Origin of the sequence: Enterococcus sp. DIV1328a (assembly GCF_050536905.1) — a bacterium.
In the GTDB taxonomy this organism is placed as follows: Bacteria; Bacillota; Bacilli; order Lactobacillales; family Enterococcaceae; genus Enterococcus; species Enterococcus faecalis.
The window spans coordinates 1,495,361-1,515,387 of sequence record NZ_CP172912.1 but is presented as its reverse complement, the minus strand read 5'-3'; the positions used below and the strand labels follow the sequence as shown (position 1 = coordinate 1,515,387).

General features: G+C 37.3%; 18 protein-coding genes. 17 read left to right on the top strand and 1 reads right to left on the bottom strand.

Features of this window, described 5'->3' with window-relative positions:
- Positions 1-314 precede the first annotated feature (314 nt).
- The 14 genes from IGL93_RS07335 (at position 315) to IGL93_RS07270 (ending at position 17,072) form a co-directional block, all read left to right on the top strand.
- Positions 315-1,160, top strand: a complete 846-nt coding sequence (locus IGL93_RS07335) for a glycosyltransferase family 8 protein (RefSeq protein WP_010775903.1) — start codon at positions 315-317, stop codon at positions 1,158-1,160.
- Complete coding sequence (locus IGL93_RS07330; protein ID WP_010713323.1) at positions 1,150-2,052, top strand: glycosyltransferase family 8 protein; 903 nt, start codon at positions 1,150-1,152, stop codon at positions 2,050-2,052. The genes IGL93_RS07335 and IGL93_RS07330 overlap by 11 nt, the downstream gene beginning before the upstream one ends.
- A 385-nt stretch (positions 2,053-2,437) precedes the next feature.
- The gene (locus IGL93_RS07325) at positions 2,438-3,169 is read left to right on the top strand and encodes a GntR family transcriptional regulator (protein WP_010775902.1); all 732 of its coding nucleotides are present in this window, start codon (positions 2,438-2,440) and stop codon (positions 3,167-3,169) included.
- 11 nt (positions 3,170-3,180) lie between these two features.
- Positions 3,181-4,353, top strand: a complete 1,173-nt coding sequence (gene agaS / locus IGL93_RS07320; protein ID WP_010775901.1) for an SIS domain-containing protein — start codon at positions 3,181-3,183, stop codon at positions 4,351-4,353.
- A 22-nt stretch (positions 4,354-4,375) separates the two neighbouring features.
- Positions 4,376-5,371 (top strand): tagatose-bisphosphate aldolase, encoded by a 996-nt coding sequence (gene lacD, locus IGL93_RS07315; protein ID WP_002357245.1) that lies wholly within the window; start codon positions 4,376-4,378, stop codon positions 5,369-5,371.
- 15 nt (positions 5,372-5,386) lie between these two features.
- Entirely contained in the window at positions 5,387-6,328 is a 942-nt protein-coding gene (locus IGL93_RS07310) for a hexose kinase (protein ID WP_010775900.1), read from the top strand.
- A 32-nt stretch (positions 6,329-6,360) separates the two neighbouring features.
- Complete coding sequence (locus tag IGL93_RS07305; protein ID WP_016616898.1) at positions 6,361-8,175, top strand: glycoside hydrolase family 35 protein; 1,815 nt, start codon at positions 6,361-6,363, stop codon at positions 8,173-8,175.
- Positions 8,172-8,651 (top strand): PTS system mannose/fructose/N-acetylgalactosamine-transporter subunit IIB, encoded by a 480-nt coding sequence (locus IGL93_RS07300; RefSeq protein ID WP_002361968.1) that lies wholly within the window; start codon positions 8,172-8,174, stop codon positions 8,649-8,651. Before IGL93_RS07305 ends, IGL93_RS07300 begins: the two co-directional genes overlap by 4 nt.
- 13 nt (positions 8,652-8,664) lie before the next feature.
- Positions 8,665-9,564, top strand: a complete 900-nt coding sequence (locus tag IGL93_RS07295; protein WP_002357253.1) for a PTS mannose/fructose/sorbose/N-acetylgalactosamine transporter subunit IIC — start codon at positions 8,665-8,667, stop codon at positions 9,562-9,564.
- Positions 9,551-10,360, top strand: a complete 810-nt coding sequence (locus tag IGL93_RS07290) for a PTS system mannose/fructose/sorbose family transporter subunit IID (RefSeq protein WP_002357254.1) — start codon at positions 9,551-9,553, stop codon at positions 10,358-10,360. Before IGL93_RS07295 ends, IGL93_RS07290 begins: the two co-directional genes overlap by 14 nt.
- A 19-nt stretch (positions 10,361-10,379) precedes the next feature.
- Positions 10,380-10,787, top strand: coding sequence for a PTS sugar transporter subunit IIA (locus IGL93_RS07285; protein WP_002419866.1), 408 nt, complete (start codon positions 10,380-10,382; stop codon positions 10,785-10,787).
- 150 nt (positions 10,788-10,937) lie between these two features.
- Positions 10,938-14,912, top strand: coding sequence for an endo-alpha-N-acetylgalactosaminidase family protein (locus IGL93_RS07280; RefSeq protein ID WP_010775898.1), 3,975 nt, complete (start codon positions 10,938-10,940; stop codon positions 14,910-14,912).
- 240 nt (positions 14,913-15,152) lie between these two features.
- Positions 15,153-16,307, top strand: coding sequence for an AI-2E family transporter (locus IGL93_RS07275; RefSeq protein WP_002386882.1), 1,155 nt, complete (start codon positions 15,153-15,155; stop codon positions 16,305-16,307).
- A gap of 120 nt (positions 16,308-16,427) precedes the next feature.
- Positions 16,428-17,072 carry a DUF998 domain-containing protein gene (locus IGL93_RS07270; protein ID WP_010775897.1) on the top strand — a complete coding sequence of 215 codons (645 nt, stop codon included), beginning with the start codon at positions 16,428-16,430 and terminating at the stop codon, positions 17,070-17,072.
- Positions 17,073-17,118: 46 nt separating this feature from the next.
- Here the strand turns inward: IGL93_RS07270 and IGL93_RS07265 are convergent, their stop codons facing one another.
- The gene (locus tag IGL93_RS07265) at positions 17,119-17,730 is read right to left on the bottom strand and encodes a hypothetical protein (RefSeq protein ID WP_002381806.1); all 612 of its coding nucleotides are present in this window, start codon (positions 17,728-17,730) and stop codon (positions 17,119-17,121) included.
- 179 nt (positions 17,731-17,909) lie between these two features.
- Between IGL93_RS07265 and IGL93_RS07260 the strand changes: the two genes are divergently transcribed.
- From IGL93_RS07260 to IGL93_RS07250, 3 genes are all read left to right on the top strand, one after another.
- Positions 17,910-18,362, top strand: a complete 453-nt coding sequence (locus IGL93_RS07260) for a DUF2188 domain-containing protein (RefSeq protein WP_002369264.1) — start codon at positions 17,910-17,912, stop codon at positions 18,360-18,362.
- A gap of 190 nt (positions 18,363-18,552) precedes the next feature.
- Positions 18,553-19,572, top strand: coding sequence for a branched-chain amino acid aminotransferase (locus IGL93_RS07255; protein ID WP_002366823.1), 1,020 nt, complete (start codon positions 18,553-18,555; stop codon positions 19,570-19,572).
- Between the two features lie 134 nt (positions 19,573-19,706).
- Positions 19,707-20,027, top strand: coding sequence for a cupin domain-containing protein (locus IGL93_RS07250; protein ID WP_010775896.1), 321 nt, complete (start codon positions 19,707-19,709; stop codon positions 20,025-20,027).

Sequence of the window (20,027 nt, the reverse complement as noted above, 5' to 3'; positions counted from 1 at the left end):
GTCAGTTTAGAATTTATATTAAGTTTCGCTGTACATTTTAAAATTATCATCAACAGAAAATACAACAGGCGGATTTTTAGATAAAAAAATTAGTAAAACAAGTATTAAATAAATAGTATTTTTGAGGATAAAGTAAGAGAAATGTTGTTTTTTTAATAGTTATTAACGGAAAACAAAATTATTTTATAGCCATAAAATATATTTTTATTATAATTATATTATAAAATAATGAGCATATGATTTGCAGATAAGTTTTTCAGGGCCTATTCTGAATAGGAACTTAGCTATAAAAATAAAAGAGGAGAGTGGTTTTGATGAGAAAAACTCAGAAGATTGTGCCAATTGTGACAGCTTCAGACGAAAATTATGCTCCTTATTTGAATGTAATGATGACAACTGTTTTAGAAAATTGTCATTCGGAGAGATCTGTTCATTTTTATGTGATTGATGATGGGCTGTCGCTATCTAGCAAAAAAGCACTCCAAGAAACGGTTAGTAGTAACTCACAAAATGCGACTGTTGAATTTCTAACAGCAGACAAAGAAGTCTATCAAAATTTTTTAGTGAGTGATCATATTACAACGACCGCATACTTACGCATTTCTTTACCGTCACTTTTACAAAAATATAGCTATAAAAAGGTTCTTTATTTAGATGCAGATACGCTGGTTTTAGATGATATTGTCCAGTTGTATGATACGCCATTAGTGAACCAAACGATTGGCGCGGTTATTGATCCTGGTCAAGCATATGCCTTGAAACGTTTGGGCATCCATTCCTCCGATTATTATTTTAATTCAGGAGTTATGATTATTGATATTGACCGATGGAACGAGAAAGCAATCACGCAAAAAACAATTCAGTATCTAGAAGAAAATGGGGACCGCATAGTTTATCATGACCAAGATGCTTTAAACGCCGTTCTTTATGAAGATTGGCTAGCTTTAGAACCAAGATGGAATATGCAGACGTCTTTAGTTTTTAATCGTCATGAAGCGCCTAATGAGGCTTACCAAAAATTATATGCAGCGGGAAATCAAGAGCCAGCGATTATTCATTTTACTGGTCACGATAAACCCTGGAATACGTTAGAAAATCATCCTTATACAGCTCTTTATCTAAACAAGTTAAAGAAAGTAGGTGCAAGAAATGGAAAATAGAAAAGAATTAGCGATTGTCTCATGTTGCAATACCAACTTTGTACCGCATCTTGCTGCTATGTTTGTTTCAATTTTAGAAAATAGTCCTTCAGCGGCAGCTGTTCATTTTTATGTGATTGATGACAATATCAATTTTGAAAGCAAGCAACTACTGTATTTTACGATTAAACATACCCAAATCAATGCAGAGTTAACATTTTTAAAAATCAACCCCCATTTTTTCAAAAATGTTGTAACCAGTGAACGAATTCCCAAAACAGCTTACTACAGGATTGCTATTCCAGAGTTGTTTAGAGGAAGCCAGATCGAACGGCTGTTGTATATGGATTGTGACATGATTGCCTTAGATGATGTCGCAAAATTATGGACAGTTGATTTAGGTGAAAATATCATCGCCGCTGTTGAAGATGCAGGGTTCCATCAACGTTTGGAAAAAATGGCGATTCCTGCAGAATCTATGTGTTATTTTAACTCAGGCTTGTTGCTAATCGATGTTAAAAAATGGTTGAATTTAGATGTAACCACTAAAGTCTTAAGATTTATTGAAGAAAATCCAGATAAATTACGTTTCCATGATCAAGATGCATTGAATGCGGTTTTACACGACCGTTGGACCCAGTTACATCCTAAGTGGAATGCCCAAGGTTATATTCTGTCAAAAGCGAAAAAACATCCGACTATTTATGGAGAAAGACAATATGACGAAACGAGAAGAGCACCATCCATTATCCACTTTACTGGCCATGTCAAACCTTGGACGAAAGAATTTCAGTGGTATACCAAGCGTTATTATGATCAATATGCGAACAGGACTGCCTTTCGTTGTGTCAACACATTCAATCAATATTTATCTTATACGAAAATTAGCAGAAGGATTGAATATGCTCAATAATGAATATTGTCATGGATTTCGTAAAATCAGTTACTTGTTAGTTGTTGCCAGAACCAAACAATAGAAAGGAAGAAGTCGGGATAGAACTGTTTTTCAGATTTTGAGTATGAGACAAAAATCTAAAGTGATTTTTGTCTCATACTCTTTTTTGTCTATTTAAAATAAAGCCAGCAACTGGTATCATATTTAAGGATGGTTTTTTATAAAAAAATGATTTCTTGAGGGAAAAAATATTACAATAAAGAAAAATAAAAAAATGTAAACGTTATCATTTCAAGGTTATAGCGGTATGAAGATATTTATTAATACTTTTTATTGACAAAATAAAAAAAACCACCGTACTATTGGTTTGTGGTTATAACCAGTTAGGGTAAAGGAGAAAGTTATGGAAAATGCCTTTAAAAACAAAGCTTTGTATCATCAACTTGTTGATTTGCTGCAGGAACGAATCGAAACATGCATGATTCCTCATGACAAGTTGCCCTCTGAACGTGAATTGACTGCACAATATGGAGTGAGTCGGACGACGGTCCGGTTAGCGCTACAAGAACTAGAAAATAGAGGTTCCATCTATCGTCGTCATGGCAAAGGAACATTTGTTTCAGATATAAAAAAAGAGGCCGCTGATTTAGCTGGCGCATATAGTTTTACAGAACAAATGAAAGGGCTGGGTCGAAAACCACATACCCGTATATTATCCTTCGAAAAATTGGAAGCGGATAAATTTATTTGTCAGCATTTGAATCTTTCGTTAGGAGAGGCAGTTTTTAAATTAAGTCGGTTGCGGATTGCTGATAACGAGCCATTAATGGTTGAAGACACATACTTGCCTGTGAAATTTTTCTTATCACTCACGGATCAATTACTACGTAGCAAACCATTATATGATCTATTTTCGGAAGATTTTAAGCAAACCGTTTGTTTAGCTGATGAAGAATTATACGCTAGCATTGCTTCAAAAGAAGATGCCAAATTATTGATGATTCCAGAAGGAGCGCCAGTCCTTCATTTAGCACGCCAGACATATAACATGAAAAATGAAATTATTGAATTTACGTTGAGTGTGGCACGAGCAGACCAATTTCATTATCAGATACGCCATATTCGGAATAGTTAGGAGAGTTAAGTATGTTTACAGCAGAAAAAGAAGAACTAGAACAACTAGGAGCGGAAATCACGACACGTGAAATTCGTCAGCAACCTGAGCTTTGGCAAGAAACCGTGACACTTTATCATGAAAATCAAACAGCTTTGGAAAACTTTTTAAAAGAAGTCCAAGCCAAAGCGCAAGGAAAACGCACAAGAGTAATTTTTACAGGAGCAGGGACTTCGCAATATGTCGGTGATACGGTTGTACCTTATCTCCGAGCACATGGCGACACACAAGCCTTTTCATTCGAAAGTATTGGAACAACGGATATTGTGGCCAAACCAGAAGATTATCTGATTAAAGACGAACCAACATTGTTAGTTTCGTTTGCAAGAAGTGGAAATAGTCCTGAAAGTTTAGCGGCAGTTGAAGTAGCTAATCAAGTGGTTGAAACAATTCATCATTTAGCGATTACTTGTGCCGAAGAAGGACAACTGGCACAAATAAGCCAAAAAGAAGAAAACAGCTTTTTATTCTTAATGCCAACACGTTCCAATGATGGTGGTTTTGCGATGACTGGTAGCTTTTCTTGCATGACTTTGGGTACATTACTACTCTTTGATCAAACAGCCTTTGAGCAAAAACAAGATTATGTAAACTCTCTAATTAAATTAGGTGAAGAAGTGCTATCCCGTGAAGAAGAATTAAATGAAATTGTTAACCTTGATTTTGAACGAATTGTTTATGTTGGTTCTGGAAGTTTAGCTGGTTTGACAAGAGAAGCGCAATTAAAAATCTTAGAACTAACAGCCGGCAAAGTTGCCACAATTTTTGACTCTTCTATGGGCTTCCGTCATGGACCAAAATCATTTATTAATGAAAAAACAATAATGTTTGGTTTTGTTAATAATACACCATATACAAGAGATTATGACTTGGATATCTTAGAAGAAGTTCACGGTGACGAAATTGCGGCGGGTGTTTTTGCGATTGCTCAACCCGGCAAACGTAATTTCTCAGGTTCAACTATTGAATATTCCGCAGAAACTGCTCTATTACCTGATGGCTATTTAGCATTAGCAGATATTATGGTAGCCCAAACAGTCGCACTTTTAACATCTATTAAAGTTGGAAATAAACCGGATACCCCTTCACCGACAGGTACAGTGAATCGAGTGGTTAAAGGCGTAACGATTTATGACTATAAATAATACAACATTTGGAGGAGGAACTATGCTTACGTTAACAGCTGGAAAAAAAGCGGCAATGGATCGTTTGTCAACCCAAGAAGGAATCATTAGCGCATTAGCCATTGATCAACGAGGTGCCTTGAAAAAAATGATCAAAGCGCTAGATGTAGAGCCAACTGATGCACAAATTGAAACGTTTAAAGAATTAGTCTCGAAAGAATTGACACCTTATGCGTCCGCCATTTTATTGGATCCAGAATATGGATTGCCTGCTGCAAAAGCACGCGATACCGAGGCTGGATTGTTACTCGCTTATGAAAAAACGGGCTATGATGCAACAACTCCGGGACGATTGCCTGATTTACTAGCAGATTGGTCTGTTTTACGCTTGAAAGAAGAAGGCGCAGATGCGATTAAATTTTTACTCTACTATGATGTGGATGAGGATCCAGAAATCAATCATCAAAAACATGTATTTATTGAACGCTTAGGGAGTGAATGTGCAGAAGAAGACCTACCATTTTACTTAGAATTAGTTTCTTATGATGCACAAATAGCAGATGCAACTTCTTTAGAATATGCAAAAGTTAAACCGCATAAAGTGAATGAAATGATGAAAGAATTTTCTAAACCCCAATATAAAGTAGATGTATTGAAAGTGGAAGTTCCAGTTAATATGAATTTTGTAGAAGGTTTTGCGCCGGCTGAAACAGCGTATACAAAAGAGGAAGCGGCGAATTATTTCTTAGAACAAAGTCAAGCCACTGATTTACCATTTATCTTTTTAAGTGCCGGTGTCTCAACAGAGCTATTCCAAGAAACACTACGTTTCGCTAAAGAAGCTGGTTCAACATTTAATGGTGTTTTATGTGGCCGTGCTACGTGGAAAAATGGCGTGAAACCTTTCGTTGAAGCAGGAGAAACTGCGGCTTGTGATTGGTTAAAAACAGAAGGCCGAGAAAACATTGAAAGTTTAAATGAAGTCATCGCGGCAACCGCCAGCTCTTGGCATGCGAAAGTTCAAGTAAACGAAGGGTAATTGGGAGGCATAGCTGTGATAGTAACAGTAACAATGAATCCGTCAATTGACATCTCCTACCTATTAGATCATCTAAAGCTTGATATCGTTAATCGGACCAGTCAGGTGACCAAAACCCCTGGTGGCAAAGGACTAAATGTCACTCGCGTCATTCATGATTTAGGTGGAGATGTTATCGCTACCGGCGTTCTTGGTGGTTTTCATGGGGCGTTTATTGCAAACGAGTTAAAGAAAGCAAACATCCCCCAAGCATTTACATCAATCAAAGAAGAAACACGTGATTCGATTGCGATTTTGCACGAGGGGAATCAAACTGAAATTTTAGAAGCTGGACCGACTGTTTCCCCAAAAGAAATCAGTAACTTCCTTGAAAATTTCGATCAATTAATTAAGCAAGCAGAAATTGTCACAATTTCTGGCAGTTTAGCGAAAGGATTACCATCAAATTTTTATCAAGAATTAGTTCAAAAAGCTCAAGCACAAGAGGTTAAAGTACTACTAGATACTTCTGGTGATAGTTTAAGACAAGTTCTTCAAGGACCATGGAAACCGTATTTAATTAAACCTAACTTAGAGGAACTAGAAGGATTACTAGAGCAAGATTTTTCAGAAAATCCATTAGCAGCTGTGCAAACAGCTTTAACAAAACCAATGTTTGCTGGAATTGAATGGATTGTCGTATCTTTAGGAAAAGATGGTGCAATTGCCAAACATCACGATCAGTTCTATCGTGTAAAAATTCCAACGATTCAAGCTAAAAATCCTGTTGGTTCAGGAGATGCAACCATTGCTGGTCTTGCATATGGACTAGCGAAGGATGCCCCAGCGGCCGAACTGCTAAAATGGGGCATGGCGGCTGGAATGGCTAATGCCCAAGAAAGAATGACTGGGCATGTAGACGTAGAGAACGTGAAGAAACATCTTATGAACATCCAAGTAGTCGAAATTGCTAAATAAAGAGCTTTCTTTATTTAGCAATTATCCAGTAATTGAAAGCGTTTACTAGAAAGGGTGGCAATGTGGAAAGATTTGAAATTAAAGAGGAGTTTCTTTTAAATGGTCAACCATTTAAAATTTTATCAGGTGCCATTCATTATTTTCGTGTAGATCCCTCAGATTGGTATCATTCACTTTATAACTTGAAAGCTTTAGGCTTCAATACAGTTGAGACATATGTACCATGGAATTTACATGAACCGCAAAAAGGAACATTTCATTTTGAGGGAATATTAGATTTGGAGCGCTTTTTAAAATTAGCACAAGAACTTGGACTATATGCGATTGTGCGGCCGTCTCCTTATATTTGTGCAGAATGGGAGTTTGGCGGTTTTCCAGCCTGGCTATTAAATGAACCAGGACGGATGCGTTCGAATAATCCAACCTATCTGAAGCATGTTGCGGAATATTATGATGTTTTAATGGAAAAAATTGTTCCGCATCAACTTGCTAACGGTGGCAATATTTTAATGATTCAAATCGAAAACGAATATGGTTCATTTGGCGAAGAAAAAGCGTATTTACGGGCGATTCGCGATTTGATGATTGCACGCGGCGTGACAGCACCATTTTTTACTTCTGACGGGCCATGGCGCGCAACATTGCGGGCAGGCAGCATGATTGAAGATGATATTTTAGTAACCGGAAATTTTGGCTCAAAAGCCAAAGAAAATTTCGGTATGATGCAAGCCTTTTTTGAAGAACATGGTAAAAAATGGCCGCTAATGTGTATGGAATTTTGGGATGGCTGGTTTAATCGTTGGAAAGAGCCAATTATTAAACGAGATCCGCAAGAATTGGCTGAATCAGTTAGAGAAGCATTAGCATTAGGCAGTATCAACTTATATATGTTTCATGGCGGCACCAATTTTGGGTTTATGAATGGCTGCTCCGCACGAGGAACCATTGATTTACCACAAATCACTTCCTATGATTATGATGCGCCTCTTGATGAACAAGGGAACCCAACCGAAAAGTATTTTGCGTTACAAAAAATGCTTCACGAAGAGTACCCTGCGTTACCACAAGCTGAACCATTAGTAAAAGATTCTTTTGCGCAAACAGCAATTCCTTTAACCAACAAAGTGAGTTTGTTTGCGACTTTAGAAACGATTAGTCAGCCAGTGGTCAGCGTTTATCCGCAAACCATGGAACAATTAGGACAAAATACCGGCTATCTTCTTTACCGAACAAGCATTGAAAAAGATGCTGCAGAAGAAAAGCTAAGAGTGATTGACGGTCGTGATCGTCTGCAATTATTTGTCAATCAGGTACATCAAGCAACGCAATATCAAACGGAAATTGGCGAAGATATTTACGTTACACTGCCGCAAGAGAATAATCAAATCGATATTTTAATGGAAAATATGGGTCGTGTCAATTACGGGCATAAACTATTTGCAGATACTCAGAAAAAAGGGATTCGAACGGGTGTCATGGCAGATTTACATTTTATGACGCAATGGCAACAATATTGTTTATCTATGACAAGCTGTGAACAGGTAGACTATTCAAGAGAATGGCAGCCTGATCAACCAAGCTTTTACCAGTATCATGTGGAGTTAGCAGAAGTGAAAGATACATTTATTGATGTTTCTAAATTCGGCAAAGGAATTGTTTTTGTTAACCAAACCAATCTTGGTCGTTTCTGGAATGTTGGTCCGACGCTTTCCTTATATATTCCCAAAGGATTATTAAAAGAAGGGCAAAATGAGATCGTCATTTTTGAAACGGAAGGAACGTACCAACCAGAAATTCAGTTAGTAAAAGAACCACTATATAAAGAAATGAAAGAGGGATTACAATGAGTATTATTGGCGTAAGAATTGATGGACGTTTGATTCATGGACAAGTGGCAAATTTATGGGCGACAAAATTGAATATTTCCAGAATTATGGTCGTTGATGATGAAGTTGCAGGGAATGCCATTGAAAAAAGTGGCTTGAAATTAGCAACACCAGCTGGCGTGAAACTAAGCGTGTTACCAGTTGAAAAAGCTGCTCAAAATATTTTAGCAGGAAAATACGACTCACAACGTTTACTAATTGTGGTACGGAAACCAGATCGTTTATTAAAACTAGTAGAACTTGGGGTGCCGATTAAAGAAATCAATGTTGGGAACATGTCTCAAACAAACGAAACACGGTCGATTACTAAGTCAATCAATGTGGTCGATCAAGATATTGAGGTTTTTAAAGAGTTAAATGCTAAAGGTGTCCATCTGATTGCTCAAATGGTGCCAAGTGACAAAGCGGAAGACTTTATGAGTTTGATAACAAAATAGGAGGGAACAAAAAATGAATATCTTATGGTGGCAGATCTTATTATTAACATTATACGCAGGATACCAAATTTTAGATGAATTACAAATTTATTCTTCATTAAGTGCGCCAGTGTTTGCAGGTCTTTTTGCAGGATTAGTGATGGGGGATATTAAAGCAGGACTTATTATTGGTGGAAGTATGCAATTAACTGTATTAGGAGTTGGGACTTTCGGGGGTGCCTCCAAAATTGATGCTAACTCAGGTACGATTCTTGCCACAGCATTTTCTGTGTCTTTAGGAATGAACCCTGAACAAGCAATCGCTGCTATTGCAGTACCAGTTGCTAGTTTAATGATTCAATTAGACATTTTGGCTCGTTTTGCGAATACCTACTTTGCACATCGAATTGATAAAATGGTCGAAGATATGAACTACAAAGGAATTGAACGTAACTTCTTAATGGGTGCCTTACCTTGGTCTCTTTCTCGAATGATTCCAGTCTTCTTAGCACTTGCTTTTGGTGGTGGTTTAGTACAAAAAGTTGTATCTGTCCTAAATGGCGATTTGAAATGGTTAGGTGATGGCTTGTCTGTTGCTGGGGCGGTCTTACCAGCGGTCGGTTTTGCAATTTTACTACGTTACTTACCAGTGAAAAAACATTTCCCTTATTTAATTCTTGGTTTCACTGTAACTGCTTTACTAGGAACAATCTTTACAAACATGCAACTTTTAGGAACATCTGTTGCGAGCGTTGTGAAAGACTTCAGTGGTGTATTTAACGCACTACCAATGTTAGCAGTCGCTTTAATTGGTTTCGCTTTAGCCGCAATTAGCTACAAAAATGGTCAAATGATTCCGAGTGGGCCAGCAGCCAAAAAAGAACATGCAGCGAATGATTCAGACGAAGGAGAGATTGAAGATGACGAAATCTAATTATAAATTGACGAAAGAAGATTTTAAACAAATTAATCGCAGAAGCTTGTTTACTTTCCAATTAGGTTGGAACTACGAAAGAATGCAAGGATCAGGTTACTTGTATACGATTTTGCCACAATTGCGTAAAATTTATGGGGATGATACGCCTGAATTAAAAGAAGTAATGAAAACACACACGCAATTTTTCAATACTTCAAACTTCTTTAATACAATTATTACAGGGATCGATTTGGCAATTGAAGAAAAAGAAGGCATTGCTGGAAAACAAACAGTTTCAGGTTTGAAAACTGGTTTAATGGGACCGTTTGCAGCAATTGGGGATTCAATTTTCGCAGCTTTAATTCCAACTATTTTTGGGGCGCTAGCTGCTAACATGGCGATTAATGGTAACCCAACTGGTATCTTTATCTGGATTGTTGCTCAAATTGCCGTGATGGTCTTCCGTTGGAAACAATTGGAATTTGCATATCGCGAAGGAATTTCTTTGGTAACAACTATGCAACACCGCTTAACTGCCTTAACAGATGCTGCAACTTTACTAGGGGTCTTCATGGTTGGCGCTTTAGTGGCAACGATGGTTAATGTCAAACTATCATGGGCACCAAGTATTGGGGATGTAACACTTAACATGCAAAATAACTTGGATATGATTTTACCACGTCTACTTCCTGCAGGAATTGTCGGTGGCGTTTATTGGATGCTAGGTAAAAAGAATATGACGTCTACTAAAGCCATTTTTATCGTATTAATTGTCTGTGTCGCATTGTCTGCGTTAGGTGTTATTTCAAAATAAGTAAGACAGGAGAAAATCGATGAGTGAACATTTAGTTTTAGTAAGTCATGGCCGTTTTTGCGAGGAATTGAAAAAAAGTGCGGAGATGATTATGGGACCGCAAGAAACAATTTCCACTGTTGCTTTATTACCAGAAGAAGGTGAAGCTGACTTTTTAGAAAAATTTGAAGCGATTACGGAATCGTTAGAAGATTTTGTTGTCTTTGCTGATCTATTAGGGGGGACACCTTGTAATATTTTATCTAAAAAAATTATGCAAGGTGCTTCGTTTGACTTATATACTGGGATGAATTTACCGATGGTTATCAGCTATGTAAATGCAAGTTTATTAGCGATCGAAGGTGACTATGTTAATGAATCAGCAGAAAGTATTGTGAAAGTCAACGAATTGCTGCTAAATGTTGCAGTAGATGACGAGGATGAATAATTCTGACTTGTTGTCGTAAGTAATCAAAGTTTTTAAGAGAATGATTTAGAGATGGACGTTCCAAAAATAAAAGAATTTATTTTTGGAACGCCCCTTTAATTGCTAATAATGAAAGCGTGTTCAAAAAATGTTAGGGGGCTGATTTATCAGATGAAACATGGGAAAATAAAACGATTTAGTACATTGACACTATTGGCAAGCGCAACGATTTTAGTACCATTAAGTACGTCTGCAGAAGAAACAACAAACAGCAGCACTGAAACAAGCTCATCAATGGTGGAACCTACCGCAACAGAGGAAAAATTGTGGCAATCTGATTTTCCAGGAGGGAAAATTGGTGAGTGGCAAGATGTGATTGGTAAAACAAATCGAGAATTAGCAGGAGAGTCATTGGCGATTTCACGAGATGCAGCAGCAGGTAATAATGCCGTATCTTTAAATTTAGATTCCCCTAAATTAGCTGATGGTGAAGTAGAAACAAAGTTTAAATACACTGCTGGAAGCGGTCGAACGGGTGTGATTATACGTGGTAATACCAAAGATAGCTGGGTTTTTGTAGGCTATAACGCGAATGGCAAATGGTTAGTTGAAAGCCCTAATTCGTGGAATGATTCGATTTCTGGGCCAACGTTAAATGAAGATACGAATTATTTGTTGAAAGTACGTTATGTTGGTGAAAAAATTACTATCTGGCTTAACACCACGTTGATTTACGAAGGAGAACCTGTTTTGGCCAACGGAGACAAAATTCCAACAGAAGCCGGACATGTGGGTGTCCGTTTGTGGTACGACAAAAAAATTGTCAATTATGACTATTTTAAAAATGGCCCCGTAGATAGCATTCCAGAAATTGTGCCAGAAGTGACACAAATTGCGCCAGTCAAAGTTTTTACAAAAATTGGTGTCGCACCAAAATTACCGAAACAAGTAAAAGTGACCTATAATACTGGTAAAGAAGCCAATGAAGCAGTCCGTTGGGATGAAATCGATCCTGATGCATACAAAGAACCAGGGACTTTTGAAGTCGACGGTACTTTGGAAAATACAAACATCAAAGCAAAAGCCAGCGTTGTTGTTGCTAAAGACAATGAAGCTGAAAAAGGCGACAAAATCTCTTCTGCAGATTTAACAGCCGTGGTTGATCCACAATTTCCACGAATTATTCGCTACGAAGACCCTCAGAGTAATCAAGTGATTTTTAATGGCCAACACGAGAAAATTGACCAAGTAATGATTGATGGCAAAGCATATAAAGCAACTGCTGAAAAACAGAAGAGTGAAGCAAATCAAGCCGTTTATAACGTAGCTGTCCCAGAAATTGGTCTGCGTTTCACAACGACATTGACTGTTTCAGAAGGCCAAGAATTAGCTATGAAACTCTCAGATATTCGTGAAGAAGGAACCAAAATACACACAATTTCAATTCCAAATCAAGGCTTGATTTCTATCAATAGTACAGATGAAGGGGCGACTTTTGCTGGCGTTGTGATGAATACTGGGACAAATGCAAATAACGGAAATAAAAATGGTGATACTATCCAAGATTTAACTACAACTAGTCAAGAAGAAACGAAAAAATATATGTACGGTTTCTTAAATACAGCAAATTATGCTGCAAGTTTTTGGACGAACGCCTATGGAGACGGCTCTGTCGATGGTAGTGACAACAATCGAATCCATAAACAAACAAAAGAAGCGGCGACTGGTTTTGTAACAACCTTGTCAAGTGGGGCATGGACCTATCGACCATTTGATGCACCGGAAGATTACACAACTGGGGAAACACCAGAAGTGAAAGTTAAATTCTCAAAAGATAGCAACGACGACAATCGGGTGGATTGGCAAGATGCGGCAATTGGGTTCCGTTCAATTATGAATAACCCAATGGGCGCGGAAAAAGTCCCTGAATTAGTCAACCAACGGATTCCTTTTAACTTTGCTAGTCAGGCGACAAACCCATTCTTAGTGACGTTAGACGAATCAAAACGTATTTACAATTTAACAGATGGATTAGGACAAATGAATTTACTAAAAGGGTATCAAAATGAAGGACATGATTCTGCGCATCCAGATTACGGTGCTATTGGTCAGCGACCTGGTGGGGAACAAGCGTTGAATCAATTAATTGATGAAGGCCATAAATTAAATGCCGTTTTCGGTGTGCATATTAATGACACCGAGTCTTACCCAGAAGCAAAAGGATTTAATGAGGAATTAGTTGATCCAACGAAGCGTGGCTGGGATTGGTTAGATCCGTCTTATTTTATTAAACAAAGACCCGATGCATTGAGTGGTCGTCGCTATGAGCGCTTTAAAGAATTAAAACAAAAAGCACCGAATCTAGATTATATTTATGTTGATGTTTGGGGCAACCAAGGCGAATCAGGTTGGGCAAGTCGTCAACTAAGTAAAGAAATTAATTCACTCGGTTGGTTTACAACCAATGAATTTCCGAATGCTTTAGAGTATGACTCGGTTTGGAACCATTGGTCTGCAGAAAAAGATTACGGCGGTACAACAACGAAAGGCTTTAACAGTACAATCGTTCGTTTTATTCGGAATCATCAAAAAGACACTTGGATTATTTCCGACAACCCTTTGTTAGGTGGAGCTGAATTTGAAGCCTATGAAGGTTGGGTGGGTAAAACCAATTTTAATACCTATCGCCAAAAAACTTTTGCCATTAATATCCCAACTAAGTTCTTACAACATTACCAAATTACAAACTGGGAAACTACAACAGCAGCAGATGGTCAAATCTATGGTACGATTAAATTAGCGAACGGTGCTGAAAAAGTGACCGTTACTCAAGCAGATGCTAATTCGCCAAGAAGCATTACGTTAAATGAGACAGAAGTTCTAAAAGGTGATGCGTATCTACTGCCTTGGAATGTCAATGGTCAAGACAAACTATATCACTGGAATCCAAAAGGCGGTACCAGCACTTGGTCATTGGATAAGAAAATGCAAGGAAAAACGAATTTACATTTATATGAATTAACAGATCAAGGGCGTATTGACAAAGGCGCAATTGCCACTACAAATAACCAAGTGACCATCCAAGCCGAGGCTAATACACCGTATGTCATTGCTGAACCTGACAGTATTGAACCGATGACATTTGGAACAGGAACACCATTTAAAGATCCTGGATTTAATGAAGCCAATACCTTGAAAAATAACTGGAAAGTTTTCCGAGGTGATGGAGAGGTTAAAAAAGATGCTAACGGTGATTATGTCTTTAGTTCAGAAAAAGAAAGAACCGAAATCAAACAAGACATCAATCTTCCTAAACCAGGAAAATATAGTTTGTATCTAAACACAGAAACACATGATCGCAAAGCCACAGTAACTGTTAAAATTGGTGGTAAAAAATATACGCGGACAGTGAATAATTCGGTTGCCCAAAACTATATTCAGGCAGATATTAACCATACAAGCAGGAAAAATCCGCAGTATATGCAAAATATGCGAATTGATTTTGAAATCCCAGATAATGCCAAAAAAGGCTCGGTGACGTTAGCGGTTGATAAAGGCAATTCCGTTACAAAATTTGATGATTTACGAATTGTTGAGCGTCAAACGGATATCATGAACCCAGACAAACAAACAGTTATTAAGCAAGATTTTGAAGACACACAAGCAGTTGGATTATATCCGTTTGTTAAAGGCTCAGCTGGTGGTGTAGAAGATCCACGGATTCATTTATCAGAAAGAAATGAACCTTACACACAATATGGTTGGAATGGAAACCTTGTTTCAGATGTATTAGAAGGCAACTGGTCCTTGAAAGCCCATAAACAAGGAGCAGGTTTGATGCTTCAAACAATTCCGCAAAATATTAAATTTGAACCGAACAAGAAATATACGGTCCAATTTGATTATCAAACTGATGGTGAAAATGTCTTTACTGCTGGGACCATTAATGGGGAGTTGAAAAATAACAATGACTTTAAGCCAGTCGGTGAGTTGACTTCGACAGCAGCAGATGGTCAAACCAAGCATTATGAAGCAGAAATAATTGGGGATGCTTCAGGAAACACTACGTTTGGTATTTTTACAACAGGTGCCGATAAAGATTTCATTATGGATAACTTTACGGTCACAGTGGAATCGAAAAAATAAATTTAGTCTATCTAAGCAACTTGGTCTACAAGTTAAACGTACTTGTAGACCAAGTTGCTTCTTTTATGAAAAGAAGCAAGGTCTAGTGTCTCATTTTTATACTGCAGAATAAACAGACACATTTTTTAAAGTGTCTGGCTTCTTTGTGTATTTCATCAAGAACGAATGGACAAACTTGCCTTTTGCCACAAATCGTTTACAATTACAATGATAGGCATAATTTATTTAGAGGTGAAGTGATTGAAGAAATACAATGTTGATTGGAATTACTGGGTTGTCCGCTTTTTATTTGTAATGGCGCTGATTGTTGGCTATTTATTAATCACGAATTATCAGCACTTTGTCCATAGTGTTTCGGGTTTATTAGGCATCTTATCCCCATTTATTACTGGTTTCGTGATTGCTTATTTATTGAGTGGGAGTCAGAAAAAAATCGAGGGATTACTAGAAAGAGTTCCTTTACCAGTCGTTAAAAAAGCGAAACACGGCTTGAGTGTACTCCTTTTGTACCTGATTATTTTGTTTATTTTTGTCTTGACATTAAACTATATCGTTCCGCTACTCATTAGTAATTTAGTAGATTTAGCAAACTCTTTACCCACTTTTTATGATCACATGGTTCAGTTTGTGATGAGTTTAGAAGATAAAGGGATTTTAAAAACAGCCGCGATTGAAAAATATTTAAATAGTGTCCTTAAAGATTTGTCGCCGGAACGTTTTTTAAATCAATGGACACAAGCGTTATTTTCATTAGGAACGTTGACTAAAAATGTTTCCTCATTCTTTTTAAATGCATTTTTAACGTTGATTATCTCAATATATGCGCTGGTATTTAAGCAATCTATTTTGACATTTGTTGAAAAGGCCGCCCACAAATTGCTGTCTGAAAAAGTGTACAAGCAAACACAAACCTGGTTAAATACAACGAATAAAATTTTCTATAAATTTATCAGTTGCCAATTTCTTGATGCTTGTATAATTGGCGTTTCATCAACGATTTTGTTAAGTATTTTGAATGTGAAATTTGCTGTGACTTTGGGGATTTTATTAGGTATTTGTAATATGATTCCTTATTTTGGTTCGATTTTTGCGTCAATTGTTGCTGGTGTGATTACGCTTTTCACAGGTGGTGTTACTCAAGCCATTACGGTGTTACTAGTTTTATTAATTTTACAACAAATTGACGGCAATATTATTGGTCCTCGAATTATGGGAGATGCCCTAAATGTCAATCCGATTTTAATTATTGTTTCAATCACGATTGGGGGAGCGTACTTCGGCGTCTTAGGGATGTTTTTAGCAGTTCCTGTTGCTGCAATCATTAAAATTATTGTCTCGGAGTGGCTAAATGAATCAAAAGAAAATGATAAGATTGTAGATTCTATTGAATCCTAAAGTAAAACTTTTCGTCTCGCGCTGACGAAAAGTTTTTTAGTGGAAAAGAAAGTTTCATTATTTGGAATTTTTGATATGCTATACTTAAAGTAAATAGAAAATCAAAATTGAGGTGAATAGATGCAGTTTTTAAAAAAATATGGCGGCTATTTTTTAGTTTTAGGGGTCTTACTTGATTTTTTTACACCTTATTATGTCGGATTCAAAGATCAAGGTTACAATCAATTGACAGAAGTAATTAGCTTATTAGGTGATGTGAATAGTCCAGTTAGGGAAAACTTTAATCGGTTAACTATCATTGCGGGAATGTTGATGTTAGCAAGTTTACCTAGGATATATGCTATTTTTTCCAGAAAAACGAAAAAAGGTGCTTGGTTAGTAGTGGCAATGATTGGCGCTTATGGTTTATTTGATTGTATTTTCAGTGGGCTCTTCAGCGTAGACACTTCAAGCGCTGACACAGTTGCTACCGCGCTTCATAACGGAGGATCAGCAGTCGGTTATACAGGCTTTTTGTTGTTATCAGGCGTCTTAACCATTATCTATAGTAAAGACGGTTCGCAAAAAAATAAAAAACTTTTTGGCTTTTTGTTTATTTTATGTATACTTGCAGCCGGCTTATATGGCTTAGCAAGGATTCCACAGCTACAACAGGTAAAACCATTTAATTATTTAGGCTTATGGCAAAGAGTGAGTTCATTTTGTAATTATCTACCAATGCTGGCACTGTGTTTACAAACTAAAACCAATGACAAATTTGATTGAACATTTGTCATTGGTTTTTTACTAGTTAAAATTGTCTGGTAAGAACTTAATTATTGGCTACGGTGACTTCACCAGTAACAGTGGCACCATCTTTTTCTAAGTCAGCAGAATCTTTGTATTCTTGTTTATCAAAAGTAATATTGCCATTAACTTTGGTACCATTTAAAGTAAAGCCATTTGCTTTCACCTCAATATCACCTTTGACAGTCCCGTGAACGATGTTGAAATTTTCAGAAGAAACGATTAGTTTAGGAACAGTGATTTCATATTCAGCAGTTACTTTTTTATTATCATCTTGAGAATAAAGCGCTAATTTACGATAGACATCGTTGGAATCTTTCCCCTTATCATGGAAAGTACCAGCAACTGTTACCTCGTTATCAAAAGTGACATTGTCAGTAGCTGCGACAATCCAATTTCCTTTATCACTTAACGCCATTTCGAGCTCTTCAGGCTTGGCACTAATTGAAGCACCAGAGACTACTTCTGTACTTGAATTAGCTGTTTCTTTGCTACTAGAACTACTATCTGTTTTTTTATCAGATGAACAAGCACTAAGCAGCACAAGAGCAGCAGTTGCCGTCAAAACAGTGGTGAGTACTTTAGACATTTTCATGAAAATCCCTCCAAAAAATTTATTTATTTCTTCCTTTATCATAACTGATTCAAAGGGAAATGAGTAATCATACACTCAAAGATTGAGAAGTTTTGGCCAACGGGAAATTAGGTTTATTCTCTCAAGAAGGTTCAGGAAATATTCAAAGTAATCATTTCTTTTTCAAATGTTCCTTTTCTGTAGTAAGCTAGTAATAGACAGAATTTAAGGAGGAGATTTTGATGCCTTGGAATATGAATGATTATCCTACATCAATGAAAAATTTAGCACCTTTGATTCGGAAAAAAGCGATAGATATTGGCAATGCGTTGCTTGCGGATGGCTACCCTGATGATCGTGCCATTCCAATTGCGATTAGTCAAGCGGAGAAATGGTATCAAGAGGCAAGTGCAGCAGACAAAAAGGCCTTCGAACAAGAAGCAAATCCTACGAAACAAGATTCGCATAAACAGGATAAACATGCGGGAAAATTATTAACGGCGGCTGTCAACGTTAAATATAAAGACGGCCAATGGTTGGTGATTTCAGACAGCGCTGAAAAAGCAAGTAATACATTTACCCACAAACAAGAGGCGATTGAACGAGCCCAAGAAATTGCTCGGAATAAGCAAACAAAGCTGAAAATCTATAAGCAAGATGGTACGTTACAAGAAACCAAAGAGTATACTGAATAATTTTTCGAAACCTTGATATTCCGTTGCAATTCAAGAAACGGCTATCAAGGTTTTTTTGTGAGGGAGAAATGGACAAGTAAGAAAAAATAACAAAAGTTAAGAATGAGAATAAGGCTTGCTTTTCTAGTTTTTGGTGGGTACAATTACACTAATTAAGATAAAAAATCAAAATAATTGAGGTGCTACGACAATGGAAAAAGCCAATCTTGATTGGAATAATTTAGGATTTTCTTACATTAAAACGCCCTTTCGTTATATTAGTTATTGGCGAGACGGCAAGTGGGAAGAAGGCACGCTAACAGATAACAATCAGTTAACGATTAGTGAAGGTTCGCCTGCTCTACATTATGGCCAACAATGTTTTGAAGGATTAAAAGCGTATCAATGTGCAGATGGTTCTGTCAATTTGTTTCGTCCAGATGAAAATGCCAAACGGCTACAAAAAAGTTGTGCGCGTCTACTGATGCCACAAGTGCCAGTAGAAACCTTTGTTTCTGCATGCCAAGAAGTGGTGAAAGCCAACCTTGCTTATTTACCGCCATATGGAACGGGCGGTACGTTGTATCTTCGCCCTTATATGATTGGTGTCGGCGATAATATTGGCGTAGCACCTGCCAAAGAATACATTTTTTCTATTTTTTGCGTGCCGGTTGGTTCGTATTTTAAAAATGGTTTAGCACCAACCAACTTTATCGTTTCTGACTATGATCGAGCAGCGGGTCGAGGAACTGGGGCCGCTAAAGTGGGGGGCAATTATGCAGCTAGTCTTTTACCAGGTGCAGAAGCACATGAGAAAGAATTTAGTGATTGCATTTATTTAGATCCGTATACGCATACGAAAATTGAAGAAGTTGGTGCAGCCAATTTCTTTGGCATAACCAAAGATGGTACTTTTATTACGCCGAAATCAGCGTCTATTTTACCAAGTATTACTAAATATTCATTATTGACGCTAGCAAAAGAACGTTTAGGGATGACGGCGCTTGAAGGAGACGTTTACATTGATCGATTAGCGGACTTCTCCGAAGCAGGTGCTTGTGGCACAGCGGCGATTATTTCTCCTATCGGTGGGATTCAAAATGGCACAGATTTCCATGTATTTTATAGTGAAACGGAAGTTGGACCAGTGACTAAGCAACTGTATGATGAACTGGTTGGTATACAGTTTGGTGACAAAGAAGCGCCAGAAGGCTGGATTGTAAAAGTTTAAAGAGATAAAAAAGAGAGAATCCATGCTCTCTTTTTTTTGTGTAGAATATTCAGAATTTTCTATAAAAAGATTGACTTTGATTCTATTTAAAGGAATAATGGAAGATACAAGATTTAAAAAAGGAGGGAAAGCTATTGCTTATTAAATCAGCAGAATCAGAAGAAATGACGATTTTTTTTGATAAAGAAAACCAACCAAATACACAAGTTCAAATGGGCATTATTACATTACAACCTGGTGAAAAACGGCCTTTAGCTGGATATGCTCGCCATGAACAAGATGAATATTCTTATGTGATTTCTGGCGAAGCACATACGATTTTAGAAGATGGTCAAGACTTAGTCGGAAAAGCTGGACAAGCCCAATTAATTGAAGCTGGTGAAGGTCACATTAATTATAATGATGGGGTGGAGCCAGCGGTCGTTGTCTGGATGCTTGTGGAAAGGACAGAATAA

What these genes read in the sequence shown, in the direction of transcription:
- IGL93_RS07335 (WP_010775903.1), top strand. Translation starts at nt 315, where the DNA reads ATGAGAAAAACTCAGAAGATTGTGCCAATTGTGACAGCTTCAGACGAA.
- IGL93_RS07330 (WP_010713323.1), top strand. Translation starts at nt 1,150, where the DNA reads ATGGAAAATAGAAAAGAATTAGCGATTGTCTCATGTTGCAATACCAAC.
- IGL93_RS07325 (WP_010775902.1), top strand. Translation starts at nt 2,438, where the DNA reads ATGGAAAATGCCTTTAAAAACAAAGCTTTGTATCATCAACTTGTTGAT.
- agaS (WP_010775901.1), top strand. Translation starts at nt 3,181, where the DNA reads ATGTTTACAGCAGAAAAAGAAGAACTAGAACAACTAGGAGCGGAAATC.
- lacD (WP_002357245.1), top strand. Translation starts at nt 4,376, where the DNA reads ATGCTTACGTTAACAGCTGGAAAAAAAGCGGCAATGGATCGTTTGTCA.
- IGL93_RS07300 (WP_002361968.1), top strand. Translation starts at nt 8,172, where the DNA reads ATGAGTATTATTGGCGTAAGAATTGATGGACGTTTGATTCATGGACAA.
- IGL93_RS07295 (WP_002357253.1), top strand. Translation starts at nt 8,665, where the DNA reads ATGAATATCTTATGGTGGCAGATCTTATTATTAACATTATACGCAGGA.
- IGL93_RS07290 (WP_002357254.1), top strand. Translation starts at nt 9,551, where the DNA reads ATGACGAAATCTAATTATAAATTGACGAAAGAAGATTTTAAACAAATT.
- IGL93_RS07285 (WP_002419866.1), top strand. Translation starts at nt 10,380, where the DNA reads ATGAGTGAACATTTAGTTTTAGTAAGTCATGGCCGTTTTTGCGAGGAA.
- IGL93_RS07280 (WP_010775898.1), top strand. Translation starts at nt 10,938, where the DNA reads ATGAAACATGGGAAAATAAAACGATTTAGTACATTGACACTATTGGCA.
- IGL93_RS07270 (WP_010775897.1), top strand. Translation starts at nt 16,428, where the DNA reads ATGCAGTTTTTAAAAAAATATGGCGGCTATTTTTTAGTTTTAGGGGTC.
- IGL93_RS07265 (WP_002381806.1), bottom strand. Translation starts at nt 17,730, where the DNA reads ATGATAAAGGAAGAAATAAATAAATTTTTTGGAGGGATTTTCATGAAA.
- IGL93_RS07260 (WP_002369264.1), top strand. Translation starts at nt 17,910, where the DNA reads ATGCCTTGGAATATGAATGATTATCCTACATCAATGAAAAATTTAGCA.
- IGL93_RS07255 (WP_002366823.1), top strand. Translation starts at nt 18,553, where the DNA reads ATGGAAAAAGCCAATCTTGATTGGAATAATTTAGGATTTTCTTACATT.